Below are 17389 nucleotides of genomic sequence, written 5' to 3' on the forward strand. Positions count from 1 at the left end.
TCTTCGGCGGCGAGGACGAGCAGTTCTTCGAGGAGGACGACGACGAGGTCGGCTCCATCTTCGGTGACGAGAGCGGCGGCATCTTCAGCGGTAGTGACGACGCCGAAGCCGACGAGGACGATAGCGGGATGTTCGGCTCCAGCGTCGAGGACGCCACAGGGGAAGACGACGGGGTGTTCGACGACACCGACGGGGACGAGGACAGCGTCTTCGGTGCCTCGGACGACGGGGACGACGGAGAGGACAGCGTCTTCGGCGGCGAGGACGACGGGGACGACGGAGAGGACAGCGTCTTCGGCGGCGAGGACGAGGAAGGCGGCACCGGTGATGCAGAATGAGCCTCCAGACGCGGACCGACGCCGGTGAGAGCAGCGGGTTCGACGCGTCCACCGACTCGCTCGGTGACATGTTCTACCCGCTGTACGAGCGGCTGTTCGACGAGAACTCCGACTTCGTCGCCGACGTGGAGACGAAGCTCGCGCAGGCGCGGATGGCAGACACCGTCGAGATGTACCTCTCCCGCTCGCTGGGCATCGGCGTGCTCTCGGGCGGTGCGTTGTGGGCTCTCGGGACCGTCATCGGCTACCTGCTGTTCATGACGGGCATCGTGCCGACGGACAACATCCTCGGCGCGACGATACCGAATCAGGCGCTCGTCGACCTGGTCAACGCGGTCAAGGTGCCTGCACTGGTCGTCGTGACCGGCCTGTTCCTCGGGTCCATCGGGTTCGCGATGGGCTTCGGTGCGCTCGTCGCGGTCCCGTACTCGCGTGCCTCGGCGCGCAAGCGCGAGATCAACATGCTCCTGACGGACGCGGTGTCGTTCATGTACGCGCTGTCCGTCGGCGGCCTGAACCAGCTCGAGATCCTGGAGGCGATGGCGAAGGCAGAGGACACCTACGGCGAGGTGGCGAAGGAGTTCCAGTCCATCGTCCAGGAGACCGAGTACTTCGACACGGACTACCGGACGGCGATCCGCAATCAGGCGATGGAGACCCCGAGCGACGAGGTCGCGCAGTTCCTCACGGACATGCTCTCCATCGTCAACTCCGGCGGAGACATGGAGAACTTCCTGAAGGACAAGAAGGACAAGCACATGCGGACCGCCAAGCAGCAACAGGAGATGACCCTGGAGACGCTGGAGCTGTTCGGCGAGATGTACATGACGCTGTCACTGTTCCCGCTGTTGCTCATCATCATCCTGGTCATCATGCGGATGCTGGGCGAGGCGGACGCGATGATGCTGTACGCGACGGTGTACGGACTCATTCCGATGACCGGTGCCGGCTTCCTCGTGCTCGTCTCGACGGTCAAGCAGGACGAGCCCGGCGACGGCTACCTCAACCCAGCGGACGCCGACGACCGGCTGTCCGTCCAGAAGGGGTCGGGGCTGCTGAACCTCGGTCTCGTCGAGGAGTACACGGGCGAGTTCTCGATGTTCGACCGCATCAAGAACAAGGAGGGGACCTACGAGACGATGCAGGTGCTCAAGGCACCGCACCTCTTCTTCCGGGACAACCCGCTGTACACGCTGGCCCTGACGGTGCCGCTGGTGCTCGTGATCACGGTCGTCGCGATGGTGTCGGGTGCGGTCCCGACGTCCTGGGACGGGATGATCGACCAGCCGGTCTGGGGCACGTTCATGTACGTCTACATGCCGACGTACATCGTCGTCTTGCCGCTCGCGGTGTTCCGCGAGTGGAACGTCCGGTCGCGTAGCGTCATCACGAACAGCATCTCCGACAACCTACGGAAGCTGTCGAGCGCGAACGACACCGGCCAGACGCTGCTGGAGTCGCTCCGGACGGTCTCCGAGACGACGAGCGGGAAGATGGCGACGGAGTTCGAGACGATGCACGCGAAGGTCAACTACGGGATGAGCCTGAAACACGCGCTCGTCGAGTTCAACAACAAGTACCACATCCCGCGCATGGCGCGGACGGTCAAGCTCATCTCGAAGGCACAGGAGGCCTCCAGTCAGATTACGGACGTGCTGACCACCGCGGCACAGGCGTCGGAGAACCAGGACGACATCGAGCGCGAGCGCAAGTCCCGCACCCGGATGCAGGTGGTCATCATCCTGATGACGTACCTGACGCTGCTCGCGGTCATGGCCATCCTGAAGACGCAGTTCCTCGACGTCCTGACCGGGCTGAACGACGCCAGCGGCGGCGGGGGCGGCGGGGCTTCCGGAGGCCCCAGCCTCGGCGGTGCGGTGAACACCGGCCGGCTCTCGCTGCTGTTCTTCCACGCGGTGACGATGCAGGCGCTCCTGTCCGGGCTCATCGCGGGCTACATCCGCGATGCCGACATCATGAGCGGGATGAAGTTCGTCCTCGTGCTGATGACCATCGCACTCGTCGTGTGGGCGGCGGTGGCATGAGAACGATGAAGACGACGGGAAATACCATGCAGCGCGACTCGGACCGAGCGCAGACCACGCAGGACTTCGCGGTGGGAATCAGCGTCTTCCTGCTGACGGTCGGGTTCACCTTCGGCTTCCTGCCGACGCTGTTGAGTCCGTTCGGGTCGCCGGTCGGGGACGACATCACGGCCAAGTCCGACCGCGTCGCCGGGACGATGATCAACGATTTCGCCGTCGACGGCGAGCCGCGGACGCTGAACGCGACCGAACTCGATGCATGGCTCAATACAGACATCGATGGAGACGGGACGGCACTCCGAAACGACGAAGACGATCTTCGGGAGTACTTCGGGTTGCGTGCGTCCGCAGATATCAATGTCACAGTGATGAACGTCCAGGAGGGCGGTAACAGGCCTGTGCTCCAGCCACCGACGCTCACGCGGATGACGGCAGGCGACGACTACCGCTCACAGACACCGGCCGCGTCGACGACGAGGGTCGTCCTCGTCTCGGGTGGCCACTGCGACGTCCAGTGCGTGCTGGTGGTCCGAGTGTGGTGATACGATGAACGACGACAGGTCACAGGCGTACACGTTGGAAGGGTTCATCGGGTCGATACTGCTACTGACGGCCATCCTCTTCGCGTTCCAGTCGGTCGTCATCCTCCCCACGACGTCGGGATCGGTGAGTCTCGACATCCAGGAACAACTCCGGACGTCCGCGAACGACGTCATGATAATCAGCGGGGACGACGGTGGGCTCTCCTGTCAGGTGCGGTACTGGAACGAATCGTCGGAGCCGTACTTCGCGGAGGGACAGTCGAAGGACCGCGGGTACGGCGTGAACCCACCGCCGAACGTCACCACGTGTGACGCCGACGGGACGCAGTTCGGCGCGATGCTGAACGAGACGTTCGGCGAACAGGAGCAGGAGTACAACATCATCGTCTCCTACCGGAACAACAGTTCCACGGAGGCGGTGACGATGGTCAGCCGTGGCTCGCCCAACGCGCCGGCGGTCTCGACGACCTACACGGTTACGCTGTACGACGACCAGCGCATTCTCGGTGATTGCGGTGGTGCACAGTGTCCGACGCTCCCAGCCGCGTACGCCGACAGCAACGTCTACTTCCCGATTCCAGAGGCAGACGAGTTCGAGGATAGCCCGATCTACAACGTCGTCGTCGTCCGGGTGGTCATATGGTAGGCATCGACGACGACCCCTCGCGCGGACAGATCGTTCTCGTGGGAGCGCTCGCCATCGCGTTCATCGTGCTCGGCATCGTCGTCGTGTTCAACACGAGTCTGTACGCCGAGAACGTCGACTCGACAGGGACCGTCTCCTCGGTGAACCAGGCCGAACAGGTGCGACACGCCGGCGGTGACAGCGTCGCCGGCGTCGCATACCGGGTGAACCAGGGAGAGTTTGATTCGAACAGTACTGTTGCTGCCGCAGTAAATAGGAACACGAGTAACTTCAGCGCCGTCTGGCAGTCGCTCTACGCACAGTCCCAGCCGTCCGCCGTAAACGCCTCGCTCGACGGGTCGAACTCGGAGTACGGTGTCCGGGTGTTCCAGTCAACGGACGACGACTTCCGGGCCCGCGCGGACGCTGGGCAGGAGAACTGGAACTTGACGCCGTCGGGTGCGTCCCCGACATACTCCGACGTCGGGGAGTTCGACGTGACGCTGGACCGGGGTTCGCTCGACACGACACGGACTGGCGCCTTCCATCTCGCCGCACTCGGTGGCGATGGCACGGGCAACGAGGCCTGGCGTGTCGTCTGGTTCGTCAACGATTCGTCGAGACTGGACGTCTACGTCGCATCGGGGTCCGACCCGACAGCACCCAGCGGTTGGGAGAACCAGACGGGCTCCCAGGTCTGCAACGACGTTAGCGTCGGCACGGATATCGAGGTCGACATGGTGAACGGCTCCATCGACGGGACGTCCTGCTCGTTCGAGTTCACCGACGACCTCTCGTACGTCCCCGGCGAGAACGGCTACGCGGTGCAGTTCGTTAACGGCGACAACGCGACCGGTCAGTACGACGCACATCTGAGCCAGACGGCGTTCACCATCGGTTCGCCCGTCACGGGTGGTCCAGCACCGTACTACAGCCACATCGTCTGGGAAGCGAGTGTCGTCGTCGAGTACGACTCGCCGACCGCATCGTACACGCGTACAGTCACAGTCCCCGTCTACAACAGCACACGATGATACGACAACCGACCGACGACCGTGGTGTCTCCATCGCACTGACGCACGTCCTGACTATCGGCATCACGACGATCCTCGTCGCAGGCCTGCTCCTCGGTGCGAGTGGCCTGCTCGAGGAGCGCAAGACCGGAGCCGCACAGACCGAGCTCCGGACGCTGGGGAACCGGATGGCCGAGGACGTCGCGAACGTCGGCCACGAAGCCGACGGTACGAGCGGGACCATCGTCCTGCAGACCAACCACCCCGCACAGGTGTCGGGGTCCGGGTACAGCGTCTCACTGTACGGGACGTCCGCTCCGGAGTGCGGAACGTACGAGAGCGATTCGGACGTCGCCTGTCTCGTCATGGAATCGCCACAGGCCAACGTGCAGATCATCGTCCCGTTCCGGAGCACGACGCCCATCACGGAGAGCAGTGTCAGCGGCGGTGACTTCTTCGTCGTCTACGACGGCTCGACGATCAGCATCAGCGGGCAGCGGTCGCCCGCAGTGGCCCCGCCGTCGGTCCCGCAGGTCTCGGAGGTGGGCGGATGAACGTTCGCGACGACCGCTCGGTGAGCGACGTGCTCGCGTTCGTCCTCGTCTTCTCCATCATCATCACGTCGGTCGGACTCGTCTACAGCATCGGGTTCAGCAGCCTGAACGACTTCCAGGAGTCCGAACAGAAGACCAACGCCGCCCGCGCGTTCGACGCGTTCTCGTCGGTGTTCGACGACGTGGAGGAGGGCCGCGCTGTCGCCCGCAACGGGGAACTCAGGCTCAGCGGTGGCACCATCGAGGTGAGTCGGGAGAGCGAGTTCGACATCAGGGTGGAGAACTCGACCGGAGACCCCATCTGGAGCGGGACCAACACCACGGGCTCGCTCCTGTACACGGTCGACGGCACCACCATCGGCTACGAGAACGGCGGCGCGTTCCGCCAGGACGGCGACGCCTCGGCGATGATCAACGAGCCCTCCTTCCTCTGCGATGGCGACCGCGCGGTCGTCTCGCTGGTCGTGCTCAGAGCCGACGACGTCACCGCCCAGAGCGGTGACGGGAACGTCCAGATCAAGGCCCGCGCCAACCGGTCCACGGTGCTGTACAGCGCACAGCGGGGTAGCGCGAACGCCGAGAGCGTCAACCTCTCGGTCACGGACAGCGAGTTCGGGGACGCCTGGGGACGCTACCTCGAGGACAACGGCTGGAGCTACGACTCCGGCGAGTACAGCTGTTCGGCCGACGTCGTCGTCATCAGAGTGACGGTCATCAACGTCGAGATTCCAGCCCCACGGTGACGCCCTCCCCCGCTCTCGAATCGCGGGAGTTAAAAGGGACTGTCCTCTTACCAGTAGGTACGGGCGCTTAGCTCAGCCTGGACAGAGTACTTGGCTTCGGACCAAGCTGCCGCGGGTTCAAATCCTGCAGCGCCCATGCGAAAACTACTCGTTCCGTTGCAAAACCAGAATACTCGTTAGAGGGATCTGGACGCCTGTTTTTGAGAGGATTCGAGTTCTTCGATAGTGGCCCGAAATCGGGTCTCAAGCTGTTTCAAACGCACCCCCTCGCAGTCGAGCGGTTCTCTCTGCAAAACGGGGGTGTCGCCCAGGAGCGCAGACAACCTCGGCATCACCGCCGACGAGTTGCGCTACCTGGAACAGGCGAAGCCGGAGCCGACCACCTCGCGGGAGTTCCGCTGTGACGAGTGCGGCGTGCGCTGCACGAAGTGGTGGGTGTTGGCCTTAGCTACTGAAAGATGAGCAGTCAGGTATATGCTGAATCATCGACTGTATCTTCGCCGTATTCGTCCCGAGACCCCTGTCGTAGCTGTTCTGCCTCAACGAACTCGTCGAGTAATGCTTTCTCTTCTGCTGATTCAAATACATGATAGTCAGTGGAGAGTGAACTAGATGTCATACCAATGGAAATACCGACGAGCGAGTTATCGTTAATCTGGCGTCGATTGTTCTCAGCTCTATTTATTTCGTCCCACAGACTGAACTCACCGACCACTTCTGGCGGAGAGAGATGGGCCTCAAGTGCATAACTATCAATTCTGTTTCTGTCTTCGATCGTTATCGTATGTGCTTCAATAAGTTGTTCGTGCCATCGATCAGTATCGACACCAGTGCCGCCAGGAAGGACACCGTAATGAATACTTCCGCCAGTTGTTGTTAAAATATTCATCGGGGCTCTAGCTGGTGGTATCTCTCCGTACTTTCTATCGAGAACAGTCCCGCCATCGTATGTGAGTTCGATACTAAATTCACGCTCATACTCTCTAGATTGGTTGACTAGCCGAACAAACGCCAAGGAAATATCTCTATCAAGATCTGGTCTGCCCGAAAGACAGCCCGTTCCAGTGCCAATAGTTGTAGTACCCAAAATACCAAATAGACGTCGTCGAGAAACTTGTTTGACACTTGATCCAGAGACCATGATACTATATCTAATATCTGATTTAATTAACTTTTTCTAGTCTGGTGTTTTACTGCCGCACCCCAGTACTGACCTTCCAGTCCTTCGCCTCACTGCTCGCCCACTCGCCGGAGCCGCTTTCGTCGCGGCTCACGGTTCCTCACCACCGCCGGTGACAGCGTCGGTCATCTGGTCATGGTCAGCGGGCTGGCCGAGGTCCCCCTTCGCCTCTCGAAGCCACTGTCTCTCTTGGTCGGGCGCGGAAGCGTCGGGGAGATCTTCGGCTTCGTGCTCCATCTCGTCGATGAGTGCCTGGAACTCCGCCTCGGGGGCGACGGCCGTCTCGTCTTCCGCCACCGCCAGCAGTAGCGTGGAGACGTTCGCCGGGGTCGACGTTGCACGCGAGCCTGGCGCGCCCGACCCCGACGAAGCGGGCCGTCGGGCGTTCGAACGGCCACGAATGGACCAGGTCGAGAACTGAGGATGCAGTTCTGGAGGACCGGAACGCGATGTCGCGACTGCGGTGCTGGCTGAGGTGGCTCGAGGGGCGGCCGCGGTTCTCCGGGTAGCTGGCCGCGTCGGAGTACTACGTGGTCACGGCTCACCAGTCGGGGGCGTGCCGAAAGCAGGTATGTCCGCTCGTTCCCTCGGGTCATCGCCGCGCAGTCGGGAGGTTACCGTGGCTCGAACGAGTTCGCGACACGGTGGCAGATGTCGTGGTAGGCATCCGGGCAGGCGTCACCGATGCCCTGCTCTGCGAAGACCTCGAACTCGTACGTGGCGTCGTCGTCGGGGGCGCTGAAGATCCAGATATCCTGAGTGTCCGTCACGCGGTTGACTGCGGCGGTCCGTTCCCGGCCCTCGTAGGTGACGGTCGTGGCGGACCAGGAGTCGGACTCGGCGTACGCAGCGCCGGCGTCGCGCCCGTCGTCTACGATTCGCTCGCGGACGCTCAGGTACTGCTCGTACTGTGCGTCGTCGGACGCTGGGTAGCCAAAGCGGGTCAGCCGGCCACCGATATCGTCGTCGTCCGTGACGACGACTTCGCCGCCGAGCGGGTAGAGGAACGTGTGGTCGAGCTCCCGGTCGCCCGGCTCGTATCGCCGGTCGGTGTCGCCGAAGGCGACGGCACAGCTGCCGGAAGGGCTGGTGTCTCCGGCCGGGTCCTCCGACTGCGTCGGGAGGCCGTCGGTCGTCGTTCCGGGAGCAGGCGTGTCCGTGGCGTCGGTGGCTCCGGCCGGCGCGTCGTCCGATGCTCCGTCGCTGTCGCCGAGGCAACCGGCGAGACCCGTGGCAGCCAGCGCAGCGAGGACCCGTCGCCGAGATGTAGTTGAACCAGTTGTCATGACAGCCAGCGCTCACCCCCTGCTGATAACGGTATCGACTGGGAGACACGAACCGGCTGCGGTGCCGTCGCTCTCTCGTCAGCTTCGGTGAGAAGTCGGTCCCTCGGTCGACGCGCGGCGGCGGGTCTACTGGATGTGCCCTTCGGCGCGGAGCTGGTCGGCGTCCTGGCTGGTGTAGCGCCACTCGATGTTGGCCTTCTCGTCCTGCCAGGACCACGGCTCGACGAGCACCACGTCGTCTACTTCGATCCAGTTCCGGTACTTCATCCGGCCGGGGATTCGGCCGAGTCGCGTCTCGCCGTCCTGACAGTGGACGCGCACGTGGTTCCCACCGAGGTGCTCTGTCACTGTCGCGAACAGCTCGTCGTCGTTGGGCATCCGCAGGTTTCGCCGCTCTTCGTTTTCACTCACACTCTCAATACGTCGGAACGACGGTTAAATCCTCCGAGAGAGAGTCCACCACCCATCCCTGGTCGACCGCCCGGCGCTACCGGAATCGAGAACCACGGCAGCACGTGTATCTGAGTCCCGAAACCGGGCGTCTGTCTTCTCGCACCGAAGCGCTTTCCTTTGAGAAATGGCGTCCAAGACCAGGGACTTCGCGAGGTGGTCGAGACGGTGCCGATGGAGATCGCGATACTGAACGCGTCCGGACCCACCGTCTACGAACGAGCACTGGCGGCCGTTCGACCTCGAGAACGGCCTCGTGGCTGAACGACCTCGGCGAGAACTACCTCGACATCCTGCGTGAGGGGCCGGAGGAAACGGGCACCGAGAAGCTCAACGACGCCCTCCTGACGGTTCTCGAACGCGACGACAGCGTCCACCGGTTCGAGTACTCCTGTCACTCGGCGGCGGCGGACCGCTGGGTCGCGCTGTACGTCACCCCGCCGGTGGACGCTGGGGAGCGCTACGTCCACGTCGACCTGGTCGAGGAGTCACGGAACCTGACGACGCTCTCCCGCGGTCCGGGCGGCCAGCAGGTCGTCGACGAGGTCGACCACCGTCTCCCGGACCGTCGCCATCGGGAGGTCGTCGCGCGCGGCCATCGCGAGTGCGCCACCCATCCCGACGCCCTCCTTCGCCTCGCCGGCGACGTAGGCGTTCGTCGCCGGGTGGTCCAGCGCCGTGAAACCGGGATCAGTCGCACGGAGCGTCAGGCCCAGGTCGTCTGCGAGGCCGTGGACCGCCGCGCTGTCGTCGTCGGCCACGAACGACGTGGTCTCGAGTGACAGCGGTTCGTCGACGCCGGCGTGACGGGCGAGCGCTGCAGCGGCGGCGAGCTGGGTTCCCCCGGCGAGCCTGACCGTGGTACCCGCCTCGCTCGCACCGACGACGACCCCGGCGACGACCGCGAGGACGGGGTCCCCGACGCGCCGCACGGCCCGGACGGGTTCGCCGGCCGCTCCACCGGGCGCGAGGTCGCTCGTCGCGAGCGCCGCGTCGACGACACGTCGCTTCCGCGGCAGCGGGTTCTCCGGGAGCGACGAGGAGACGGCGGGCCGCTCGCCCAGCGCAGTCAGCACGCCGAGCGCCGTGGTCGTGCCCCCGGGGATGGACTCCGCGACTGCGATTTCGTCGTCGGGGAGGCCGGCGGCGAACGACCGCGCTCGCTCGAACAGCCGCTCCGCGTCCGGCACCGGGTCGACGTCCCTGATATCGGCGCCCGGGCCGTCTCCGATGTCCACGGTCGGTGCGGCAGTCGGCCGCGCCAGCCCGGCGTCGATGGCGGTCACGTCGAAGCCGACGTGCTCGCGCACCGCGCGGGTGACGACCGCCGGCGTGGGACAGCCCGTCGGGCTGACCGGGACGACCGGCGACTGGACCGGCTCGCCGTAGTCCAGTATCTCCAGGTCCGCACTCGGGGTGTGGCGGAGGGCGTCCGCGTCGGCACCGGCGGCGCTGATACCGTCGATGGCCGCCGTCCGCGTCGACCCCGCGACCACGACGAGCCTCATGGCGTCCTCACCCACCGCGTCGGGTCGTCATCGCCCAAGACCCGGTCCCGGCTCGCTCGAAACATCACTACGCCGTATCTAGCACAACTTCACTTTAATTAGTCGGTCGTCGGCGGTCGCTTCGCGGCCAGGAGGGCGACCACCCCGGCGGGGTGCCGGGCATGGACGGGAAAACTCTTTAAACGTGACTCGGGGTTTATGGGCCATGGTATCCGGAATCGAGGCGGGCTGGATGTCGGTCGTTCCGGCACTCGTGGCCATCAGCCTGGCCTGGAGCACGCGTGATGCACAGATCGGCCTGTTTATCGGGGTGGTGGTCGCCGGGATGGTGTACGGCGCACTGAACCCGGCCTCCGTCGGGGTTCCGGCGGACCTGATAACCGCTGGCCCGGAGATACTGGAGGTCGCACCGCAAGGCGACGGCGATCCGTGGTCCGTCGGGCTGGGTGGAGTGCTGCTCGGATTCGTGTTCGGTCTGAAGGCGGTCCCCGAGATAATCGCCACGGCACCGCTGTTCGGGCCCTGGTACGTCGAGAACGTCCTGCTGGCAATCTTCGCTATCGGCGGCATGATCGGCCTGATGATCCGCTCGGGTGCCATCCAGGGCGTCCTCGAGGCACTGAGCGAGCGGGTCGACGACGCCGCTGACGCCGAGAAGGCGGCGTTCCTCGCGGGTATCGCCGTCCACATCGACGACTACTTCAACTGCCTGGTGGTCGGCTCGATGATGCGTCCGCTGACCGACCGGTTCAACGTCTCGCGGGCGAAGCTCGCCTACTACGTCGACTCCGCGGGCTCGCCCGCCGCTCGGCTCGCGTTCTACTCGACGTGGGGCGCGGCGATGGTCGGCTTCATCGGCGGTGGACTCGAGAACGCGGCCTCTCGCGGCTCGCTCCCCGCGGGCATGAGCGAGTTCGTCGTGGACGGTGAGGCGGTCACCGGTGCTATCTGGCCGCTCTTCTTCAACACGCTGTTCACCGGCTTCTACTCGTGGGTCGCCCTCGGGCTCGCGGCGCTGGTCGCCTGGCAGATCGCGCCCAACTTCCTCGAGATGGGCGAAGAGGAGTCCCGTGCCCGTGCCGGCGAGGGCGTCATCGGCGAGGACGCCGACCCGATGATCTCCGAGGAGATGGACAGCTACCAGGTGTACGAGGGTGCGAACCCGAACTGGGTGAACTTCGCCGTCCCCATCCTGACGATGATCGTCGTCGGGCTCGGGGCGATGTTCTGGCGGGCGAGTCCCGTCGTCTACGTCGTCGGCAAGAGCGGGACCGAACTGCTCGCGCTCGGGAGCTGGCAGCTCATCCTCCCGCCCACGGGACCGTGGTCGTTCAACATCGGCGGGGTCCGGCTCGGCGTCGCCTCCATCTCGGCGCTCGCCCTGGCGTTCATCATGTACCGGCTGCAGGGGAACGTCCCCTCGCTGAAGGACGGCACCGACGCGACGCTCGTCGGGTTCAAGGGCATCCTGCTCGCGGCGGTCATCCTGATGTTCGCGAGCTCCATCCAGAACGCCGTCTCCCTGCTCGGCATCGGTGCGTTCATCACCGAGACGTTCGGCGACATCCCCGCGTTCATCGTCCCAGTCGCGGTGTTCGCGACGACCAGCTTCGTCAGCTTCTCCGACGGCTCGTCCTGGTCGACCTACGGTATCATGTTCCCCATCGCCATCCCGCTCGCGTTCGCCACGGGTGCGAACCTGCCGCTCGTGCTCGGGGCCGTGTTCAGCGGCGGTATCTTCGGTGACCACACGTCGCCCATCAGCGACACGACGGTGCTGGCGTCCTCGACCTCCGGCAGCGACCACATGGTCCACGTCCGGTCGCAGATCCCCTACGCGCTCATCAGCGCCGGGGTGGCCGCACTGCTGTTCCTCGTGCTCGGGCTCGTTCTCCCCGAGAGCTTCCGGGTCATCCCCTACTGAGCCGGGAGCAACCGCGGTTCGATACTCAGTCGTCGCCGGGGTCGATACCGAGCTCGCTGTTCACGAGGTCGACCGCGTTCCGCACGGCTCCGACCGACGAGAGGTAGCCGCCGCCGACGGTCGCCTTCAGCGCCAGCGCGGCCGTTCCCGTGAACACAGTCGGCCCGACCTGTGCGACCGCGCCGTCGCCGACCGAGACGAGCCAGCCCGGTGAATCGAAGTCGAACCGGTCGAGCCGCGGGTCGAAGTCGCCCGGGTCGCCGTCGCGCAGGTGGTCGACCATCCGGTCGATGTTCTCCGCGGCGACACGGGCGGCGCGGATGGCCGACTGGGAGCTCGCCGGGACGGCCTCGCCGTCGTCGTCGACCATCCGGGCGGCGTCGCCGACCACGAACGTCGTCCGGTCGAGCGAGAGCGTGCTCCGGACGACCGGTCGGTCGCCCGCCATCGCGTCCGGCCCGCGGATGCCGCCGGTCCAGATGAACTGGTCGTACTCGATGGTCGTGCCGTCCGCGAGGTGGACCGCGTCCGCGGTCGCGCGCTCGACCGTCGCGCCCGTCTGCACGTCGACGCCGCGCTCGACGAGTTCGTCGTGGACCGCGCGCTGGAAGCGCTCGGGGAAGTTCGGCGCGACGCTGTCGAACTGTTCGAGCAGCGTCACGGTCACGCCCTCCTCGGGCAGCGTGTCGACCTCGCCGAAGTCCTCGAACCCCTGGTCGAACTCGTCGTCCGTCGGCCCGACCGCGTCGACGGCCTCGTCGGTCTCGGACTCGGCGTCGGCCTCGTCGAGCGAGATGCGGACCTCCTCCTGTTCGGCCGCCTCCGCCTGCGCCGTCGCCTCGCGGTCGTCCGCGGCGACCTGTGCCAGCTCGCCGGCGACCTGTACGCCGGAGAGGCCCGCGCCACCGACGACGACGTGGCCGTCGCGCTCGCGCACCGCGTCGAACTCCTCGCGGATGTGGGTGGCGTGTTCGAGGCGCTTCAGGGGCGTCGCGTGCTCCTCGACACCCGGAAGGTCGTAGAACGCGGTCTCCGCACCGAGACAGACCGCGGCCACGTCGTAGGACAGGGTCGTCCCGTCCGCGAAACGGACGACGCGGTCCCCGCGGTCGACCTCGGTGACGCGACGCTCGCGCACCTCGGCACGGTCCACGAGGTCGGTCAGCGGGATGGTGATGACGTCGGCGAGGGAGGGACGGCGGACGAGCCGATGGAGCTCGTGCTGGACGAGGTGGACCCCCGTATCGTCGACGAGGACCAGCTCCACGTCCTCCGGGAGCCGCTTCTCGAGCTGCTTCGTGAGTGTGACACCGGCGTAACCGGCACCGAGTACGGCGACTCGCATGGCTCACCCTTGGGTCTGGGACTCCTTAGCCAGCCGGGTCGGTGAACCGTCCGTGTCCGACCGCCCGTCGAGACCGAAAGAGCGTAAAACGGGGACGGCGAACCGGTGGGTATGCTCCCCCGGTTCGTCGGTCGGCTCGGCCCCGCCGACGCGGTGACGACCGCCAACGCCGCACTCGGGTTCGTGGCCGTCGTCGTCGCGTTCAGCGACGTCGAACTCGCCGCGCGGCTCGTGCTGCTCGGGGCCATCGCCGACGGGCTGGACGGCGTCGTCGCGCGCTACGCCGGCGGCTCGCAGGTCGGCCCGTACCTCGATTCGCTGGCGGACGTGGCGACGTTCTGTGTCGCGCCGGCGGTGCTCGTCTACGCGACGGTCGACGCCGCGTGGGTGGTCTCCTTCGACCCGCTCACCGCCAGGACCGCCGCGACGGCGGTACTGCCGGCGCTGTTCGTCGCCATGGGCGTCGTCAGGCTCGGGATGTACACGGCCTACGACGCCGCCGACGAGTACACCGAGGGCGTGCCGACGACGCTCGCCGCGACCATCATCGGCTCGACGGTGCTCTGTGGCGTCCACGACCCGACGCTGCTGCTCGTCGGCACCGCCGCCTTCGTCTATCTGATGGTCTCGACCATCCGCTACCCGGACCTGCTCGCCCGCGATGCCCTCATCATGGGCGTCGTCCACGCCCTCGCCGTGCTCGTCCCGTACCAGTTCGGACGCACCTTCCCGTGGGCGTTGCTCACCCTGGGCCTCGCGTACCTCGTCGCAGGGCCTCTGTTCTACTGGCGTGGCGGGTGGGCCGTCACGAAATTGTATGGAAACGCTTAGGGAGACGCTGGCCCGACACTCGCGCATGAACGTGACGGTAACGGGTGGTACCCTATGAGCGAGGACGAGGGCGACGCCGGCGACGAGAGCAGCGAGGAGGTCGCTGTCGCGGACGTCGAGTCCCTGCGCGAGCGCCTCGACGCCATCAGCGAGGCCCTGGACGCAGCCGAGACCGAGCCGGAGCTCGACGAGGTCGAGGCAGACATCGAGGCCCTCGAGGAGGACCTCGAGGCCGCCGAACTCCCCGAGCCGGACGACGAGGACGAGGAGGACCCCGCCGAGGCACTCGAGAGCGACCTCTCCGAGGCGCGTGACGACCTCGAAGAGCAGCGCGGCCCCTACGGCGAGGACATCGTCGCGAACGTCGAGGAGGCACGGTCCACGGTCGCGGACACGCGCTGGACGGAGGACGGCGAGCCCGACGTCCTCGACGCCGTGAACGACTTCCTCGGCATGGACCTGCTCGATGTCAGCGGGGGCGCGGACAGCATCGAGGACGCCGAGACGTTCCTCGAGGACGCCGCCGCCACCGTCGAGGCGATGGCGCTCGACGCCGACGACGACGCCGAGGACATCGCGAGCCTGCTGGAGGCCAGCGAGACGCTGCTCGCCGGGCTCGAGGACGCCGAGGAGTGGGACGACCTCTCCCAGAGGGAGATGCTCGACTACCACGGCTTCTACGACGTCGTCGACCACCGCAAGGACTTCCCGCCGGAGTGGAACGCCATCAAGACCTTCGAGCGCGACATGGACGCCGAGAAGATCCTCATCGGGCTCGACATGTTCGAGTCCGACTTCATGGAGCGCCACTGCCTCGAGTCCCTGGAGAACTTCGGGCCCGAGGAGGCGCTCGACCCCATGCTGCAGCGCGCCCAGCGCCGCGACAAGAAGGCCATCAGCATCCTCGGCAAGATCGGCAGCGACGAGCCCGTCGAGACGCTCGTCGAGTACGTCGACGCCGACTCCGACAAGGAGCTCCAGAAGGTGACCTTCCGCGCGCTCGGCGAGATCGGCAGCGAGGAGGCGACCCAGGCAATCGCGGACAAGCTCGTCGCCGAGGACGCGATGACCCGCTCGCGGGCCGCCCGGTCGCTCGGCCTCATCGGCGACACCCGCGCCGTCGAACCGCTCGCGGATGTCCTCGAGAACGACGAGGACGACACGGTCCGCTCCAGCGCCGCGTGGGCGCTGAACCGCATCGGCACCGAGGCTGCGCTCGACGCCGTCGCCGAGTACACCGACGACCGCTCCTTCCTCGTCCAGGAAGAGGCGAAGAAGGCGGTCTGAACGCACCCTTCTTGTAGGAAGGCGGGGCCAGACCCCGCGTGTCCGGTTCGAGAACACTCGCTACGGTCGTGCTCCTCTGTCTGCTGGCGACCGCTGGTGCGGTCGCGACCGGCAGCGATGTCCCCACCGATGATGTCGACAGCCCGCCGAACGGGACCGGCAGCGACGACCCTGAACTCGTCGCGGTGCTCCCGAACCCCGTCGCGGACGGCGACGCAGGCGAGTACGCCGTCGCGTCGTTACCCGAGCCGACCCCCCTCGACGGCTGGAGCGTCGGCGACGACGACGGCACCGCGGCGCTCCCGAACGTCACCGTCTCGGGACGGGTCGCGTTCACCGGACAGCCGGCTGCCCTCCCTCCGGGCGTGAACGAGTCGGTGGCGCGTGTCGTCGCCGTCGAGGACTTCCCGCGGCTCGCCAACGGGGGCGAACGGGTCGCACTCGCACGGAACGGCTCCCGGGTGGACACGCTGGCCTACGAGGACGCGCCGGCGGCCGAACGCTGGACGGGGGACAGCTGGGTCCCGCGCGGTGCGACCGACTTCGAGCCGGCGCGCGGCGGCCCGGGGCAGGTCCGGGCGTTCGTGACGCCCGACACGGCGGTCCCGCTGGACGCCATCGCGACCGCGGACGACCGCGTCCTCCTAGCTGGCTACACCTTCACCTCCGACCGGGTGACCGACGCGCTGCTCGCCGCGGCCGAGCGTGGGGTCACGGTGCGGGTCATGGTCGACGACGCGCCCGTCGGCGGGCTCTCCGCACGCGAGGTCGCCGCACTCGACAGACTGCGGGCCGGTGGCGTCTCCGTGCGACTCCTCGGCGGCGAGGCCGCCCGCTACGACTTCCACCACGCCAAGTACCTCGTCGCCGACGACCGGGCGCTCGTGCTCACCGAGAACTGGAAGCCCTCCGGCACCGGCGGGCACGCGAACCGCGGCTGGGGCGTCGTCCTGAACGGCTCCGAGCCGGTCGGTACCCTCAATCGGACGTTCCACGCCGACTGGACGGCACACGACGCCGCGCCCTGGCTCGACCGACGCGAGGCTGTCGACCCGGTGCTTCGCGAACCCGCGACGAGCTCGTACCCGAGCCGCATCGAGTCCAGCACGGTCCCGGTGGAATCGACGACAGTCATCGTCGCGCCGGACAACGCCGAGGCGTCACTTGTCTCGCTGGTCTCCGGCGCGGAGTCCTCCGTCCGCGTCGAGCAGATGAGCGTCGGTGGCGTCGATACGCCGCTCGTGCAGGCTGCTCTCGCCGCGGCCCGGAACGGCACGCGGGTCCGCTTCCTGCTGAGCAGCGCGTGGTACGCCGAGGAGGAGAACGGACGCGTCGTCGACCGCCTGAACGCAATCGCGGAGCGCGAGGGGCTGGACCTAAAAGCCAGACTGGTCGACCCCGGTGGTCGGTTCGAGAAGCTCCACGCGAAGGGGGTCGTCGTGGACGAGCGCCACGTCGTCCTCGGCAGCGTGAACTGGAACACGAACTCGCTCCGGGAGAACCGCGAGGTCGCGGTCGTCCTGACGGGTGGCGAGGTCGGACGGTACTACGCCGACGCATTCGACGCGGACTGGTGCGGCGGGAGCGGCGACCGCCGACCGCGGCTCCTCTGGGTGGCCGCTATCGCCGCTGCCGCGGTCGCGGTTCTGGTCTGCTGGCGACGGGTGCAGTTCGAGTACGAGGGCGAGCTACGGGGGTGAGAATCGGCCGCGAGAAGG

16 protein-coding genes, 1 tRNA gene and 1 pseudogene are annotated in these 17389 nt (G+C 66.5%); 12 read left to right on the forward strand and 6 right to left on the reverse strand.

Annotated features, from left to right (window positions below; translation table 11 throughout):
* The 8 genes and pseudogenes from BLT27_RS20020 to BLT27_RS08725 all read left to right on the forward strand — a co-directional run.
* Nucleotides 1-338: pseudogene (locus BLT27_RS20020) on the forward strand (hypothetical protein); the annotation flags it as partial.
* Entirely contained in the window at nucleotides 335-2383 is a 2049-nt protein-coding gene (locus BLT27_RS08695) for a type II secretion system F family protein (protein ID WP_089732928.1), read from the forward strand. The pseudogene BLT27_RS20020 and the gene BLT27_RS08695, both read left to right, overlap by 4 nt.
* 26 nt (nucleotides 2384-2409) lie before the next feature.
* On the forward strand, nucleotides 2410-2925 hold the full coding sequence (locus BLT27_RS08700; RefSeq protein ID WP_139172283.1) for a DUF7287 family protein: 516 nt from the start codon (nucleotides 2410-2412) through the stop codon (nucleotides 2923-2925).
* 4 nt (nucleotides 2926-2929) lie between these two features.
* Complete coding sequence (locus BLT27_RS08705; RefSeq protein WP_089732932.1) at nucleotides 2930-3571, forward strand: DUF7288 family protein; 642 nt, start codon at nucleotides 2930-2932, stop codon at nucleotides 3569-3571.
* On the forward strand, nucleotides 3565-4584 hold the full coding sequence (locus tag BLT27_RS08710) for a DUF7261 family protein (RefSeq protein WP_089732934.1): 1020 nt from the start codon (nucleotides 3565-3567) through the stop codon (nucleotides 4582-4584). The genes BLT27_RS08705 and BLT27_RS08710 overlap by 7 nt, the downstream gene beginning before the upstream one ends.
* On the forward strand, nucleotides 4581-5117 hold the full coding sequence (locus tag BLT27_RS08715; protein WP_089732936.1) for a DUF7266 family protein: 537 nt from the start codon (nucleotides 4581-4583) through the stop codon (nucleotides 5115-5117). The genes BLT27_RS08710 and BLT27_RS08715 overlap by 4 nt, the downstream gene beginning before the upstream one ends.
* The gene (locus BLT27_RS08720) at nucleotides 5114-5860 is read left to right on the forward strand and encodes a DUF7289 family protein (RefSeq protein WP_089732938.1); all 747 of its coding nucleotides are present in this window, start codon (nucleotides 5114-5116) and stop codon (nucleotides 5858-5860) included. Before BLT27_RS08715 ends, BLT27_RS08720 begins: the two co-directional genes overlap by 4 nt.
* A 61-nt stretch (nucleotides 5861-5921) precedes the next feature.
* Nucleotides 5922-5996 (forward strand) — tRNA-Arg (locus tag BLT27_RS08725).
* A gap of 330 nt (nucleotides 5997-6326) precedes the next feature.
* On the opposite strand, the gene BLT27_RS19075 is transcribed toward BLT27_RS08725, so the two are convergent.
* From BLT27_RS19075 to BLT27_RS08745, 5 genes are all read right to left on the reverse strand, one after another.
* A complete protein-coding gene (locus tag BLT27_RS19075) occupies nucleotides 6327-7001 on the reverse strand; it encodes a hypothetical protein (RefSeq protein WP_139172284.1) in 675 nt (224 codons plus the stop codon).
* Nucleotides 7002-7130: 129 nt separating this feature from the next.
* Nucleotides 7131-7337, reverse strand: coding sequence for a hypothetical protein (locus BLT27_RS08730; protein ID WP_089732939.1), 207 nt, complete (start codon nucleotides 7335-7337; stop codon nucleotides 7131-7133).
* A 317-nt stretch (nucleotides 7338-7654) separates the two neighbouring features.
* Nucleotides 7655-8326, reverse strand: a complete 672-nt coding sequence (locus BLT27_RS08735) for a hypothetical protein (RefSeq protein ID WP_089732942.1) — start codon at nucleotides 8324-8326, stop codon at nucleotides 7655-7657.
* A 126-nt stretch (nucleotides 8327-8452) separates the two neighbouring features.
* Nucleotides 8453-8737, reverse strand: a complete 285-nt coding sequence (locus BLT27_RS08740) for a translation initiation factor eIF-1A (protein WP_089732944.1) — start codon at nucleotides 8735-8737, stop codon at nucleotides 8453-8455.
* Between the two features lie 527 nt (nucleotides 8738-9264).
* On the reverse strand, nucleotides 9265-10284 hold the full coding sequence (locus tag BLT27_RS08745) for a nicotinate-nucleotide--dimethylbenzimidazole phosphoribosyltransferase (RefSeq protein WP_089732946.1): 1020 nt from the start codon (nucleotides 10282-10284) through the stop codon (nucleotides 9265-9267).
* Between the two features lie 205 nt (nucleotides 10285-10489).
* On the opposite strand from BLT27_RS08745, the gene BLT27_RS08750 reads away from it, so the two are divergent.
* Entirely contained in the window at nucleotides 10490-12208 is a 1719-nt protein-coding gene (locus tag BLT27_RS08750; protein WP_089732948.1) for a Na+/H+ antiporter NhaC family protein, read from the forward strand.
* Between the two features lie 25 nt (nucleotides 12209-12233).
* Here BLT27_RS08750 and BLT27_RS08755 read toward each other — a convergent pair whose 3' ends face one another.
* On the reverse strand, nucleotides 12234-13553 hold the full coding sequence (locus tag BLT27_RS08755) for an NAD(P)/FAD-dependent oxidoreductase (RefSeq protein ID WP_089732950.1): 1320 nt from the start codon (nucleotides 13551-13553) through the stop codon (nucleotides 12234-12236).
* A 111-nt stretch (nucleotides 13554-13664) separates the two neighbouring features.
* Here BLT27_RS08755 and BLT27_RS08760 point away from each other — a divergent pair, with 111 nt between their 5' ends.
* Genes BLT27_RS08760 through BLT27_RS08770 form a run of 3 tightly spaced genes read left to right on the forward strand, consistent with a single transcriptional unit; the run spans nucleotide 13665 to nucleotide 17371 of the window.
* Nucleotides 13665-14384 carry a protein sorting system archaetidylserine synthase gene (locus BLT27_RS08760; protein ID WP_089732952.1) on the forward strand — a complete coding sequence of 240 codons (720 nt, stop codon included), beginning with the start codon at nucleotides 13665-13667 and terminating at the stop codon, nucleotides 14382-14384.
* Between the two features lie 54 nt (nucleotides 14385-14438).
* Nucleotides 14439-15671: a HEAT repeat domain-containing protein gene (locus BLT27_RS08765; RefSeq protein ID WP_089732954.1), complete on the forward strand. Its 1233-nt coding sequence runs from the start codon at nucleotides 14439-14441 to the stop codon at nucleotides 15669-15671.
* 38 nt (nucleotides 15672-15709) lie between these two features.
* Nucleotides 15710-17371: a phospholipase D-like domain-containing protein gene (locus tag BLT27_RS08770; protein ID WP_245707688.1), complete on the forward strand. Its 1662-nt coding sequence runs from the start codon at nucleotides 15710-15712 to the stop codon at nucleotides 17369-17371.
* Nucleotides 17372-17389 lie beyond the last annotated feature (18 nt).

This window comes from Haloarchaeobius iranensis, assembly GCF_900103505.1.
Taxonomy (GTDB): Archaea; Halobacteriota; Halobacteria; order Halobacteriales; family Natrialbaceae; genus Haloarchaeobius; species Haloarchaeobius iranensis.

Coding starts and splice junctions, on each gene's coding strand:
- BLT27_RS08755 (WP_089732950.1), bottom strand. CDS start 13,553: ATGCGAGTCGCCGTACTCGGTGCCGGTTACGCCGGTGTCACACTCACG.
- BLT27_RS08765 (WP_089732954.1), top strand. CDS start 14,439: ATGAGCGAGGACGAGGGCGACGCCGGCGACGAGAGCAGCGAGGAGGTC.
- BLT27_RS08715 (WP_089732936.1), top strand. CDS start 4,581: ATGATACGACAACCGACCGACGACCGTGGTGTCTCCATCGCACTGACG.
- BLT27_RS08700 (WP_139172283.1), top strand. CDS start 2,410: ATGCAGCGCGACTCGGACCGAGCGCAGACCACGCAGGACTTCGCGGTG.
- BLT27_RS08750 (WP_089732948.1), top strand. CDS start 10,490: ATGGTATCCGGAATCGAGGCGGGCTGGATGTCGGTCGTTCCGGCACTC.
- BLT27_RS08745 (WP_089732946.1), bottom strand. CDS start 10,284: ATGAGGCTCGTCGTGGTCGCGGGGTCGACGCGGACGGCGGCCATCGAC.
- BLT27_RS08705 (WP_089732932.1), top strand. CDS start 2,930: ATGAACGACGACAGGTCACAGGCGTACACGTTGGAAGGGTTCATCGGG.
- BLT27_RS19075 (WP_139172284.1), bottom strand. CDS start 7,001: ATGGTCTCTGGATCAAGTGTCAAACAAGTTTCTCGACGACGTCTATTT.
- BLT27_RS08760 (WP_089732952.1), top strand. CDS start 13,665: ATGCTCCCCCGGTTCGTCGGTCGGCTCGGCCCCGCCGACGCGGTGACG.
- BLT27_RS08720 (WP_089732938.1), top strand. CDS start 5,114: ATGAACGTTCGCGACGACCGCTCGGTGAGCGACGTGCTCGCGTTCGTC.
- BLT27_RS08710 (WP_089732934.1), top strand. CDS start 3,565: ATGGTAGGCATCGACGACGACCCCTCGCGCGGACAGATCGTTCTCGTG.
- BLT27_RS08735 (WP_089732942.1), bottom strand. CDS start 8,326: ATGACAACTGGTTCAACTACATCTCGGCGACGGGTCCTCGCTGCGCTG.
- BLT27_RS08695 (WP_089732928.1), top strand. CDS start 335: ATGAGCCTCCAGACGCGGACCGACGCCGGTGAGAGCAGCGGGTTCGAC.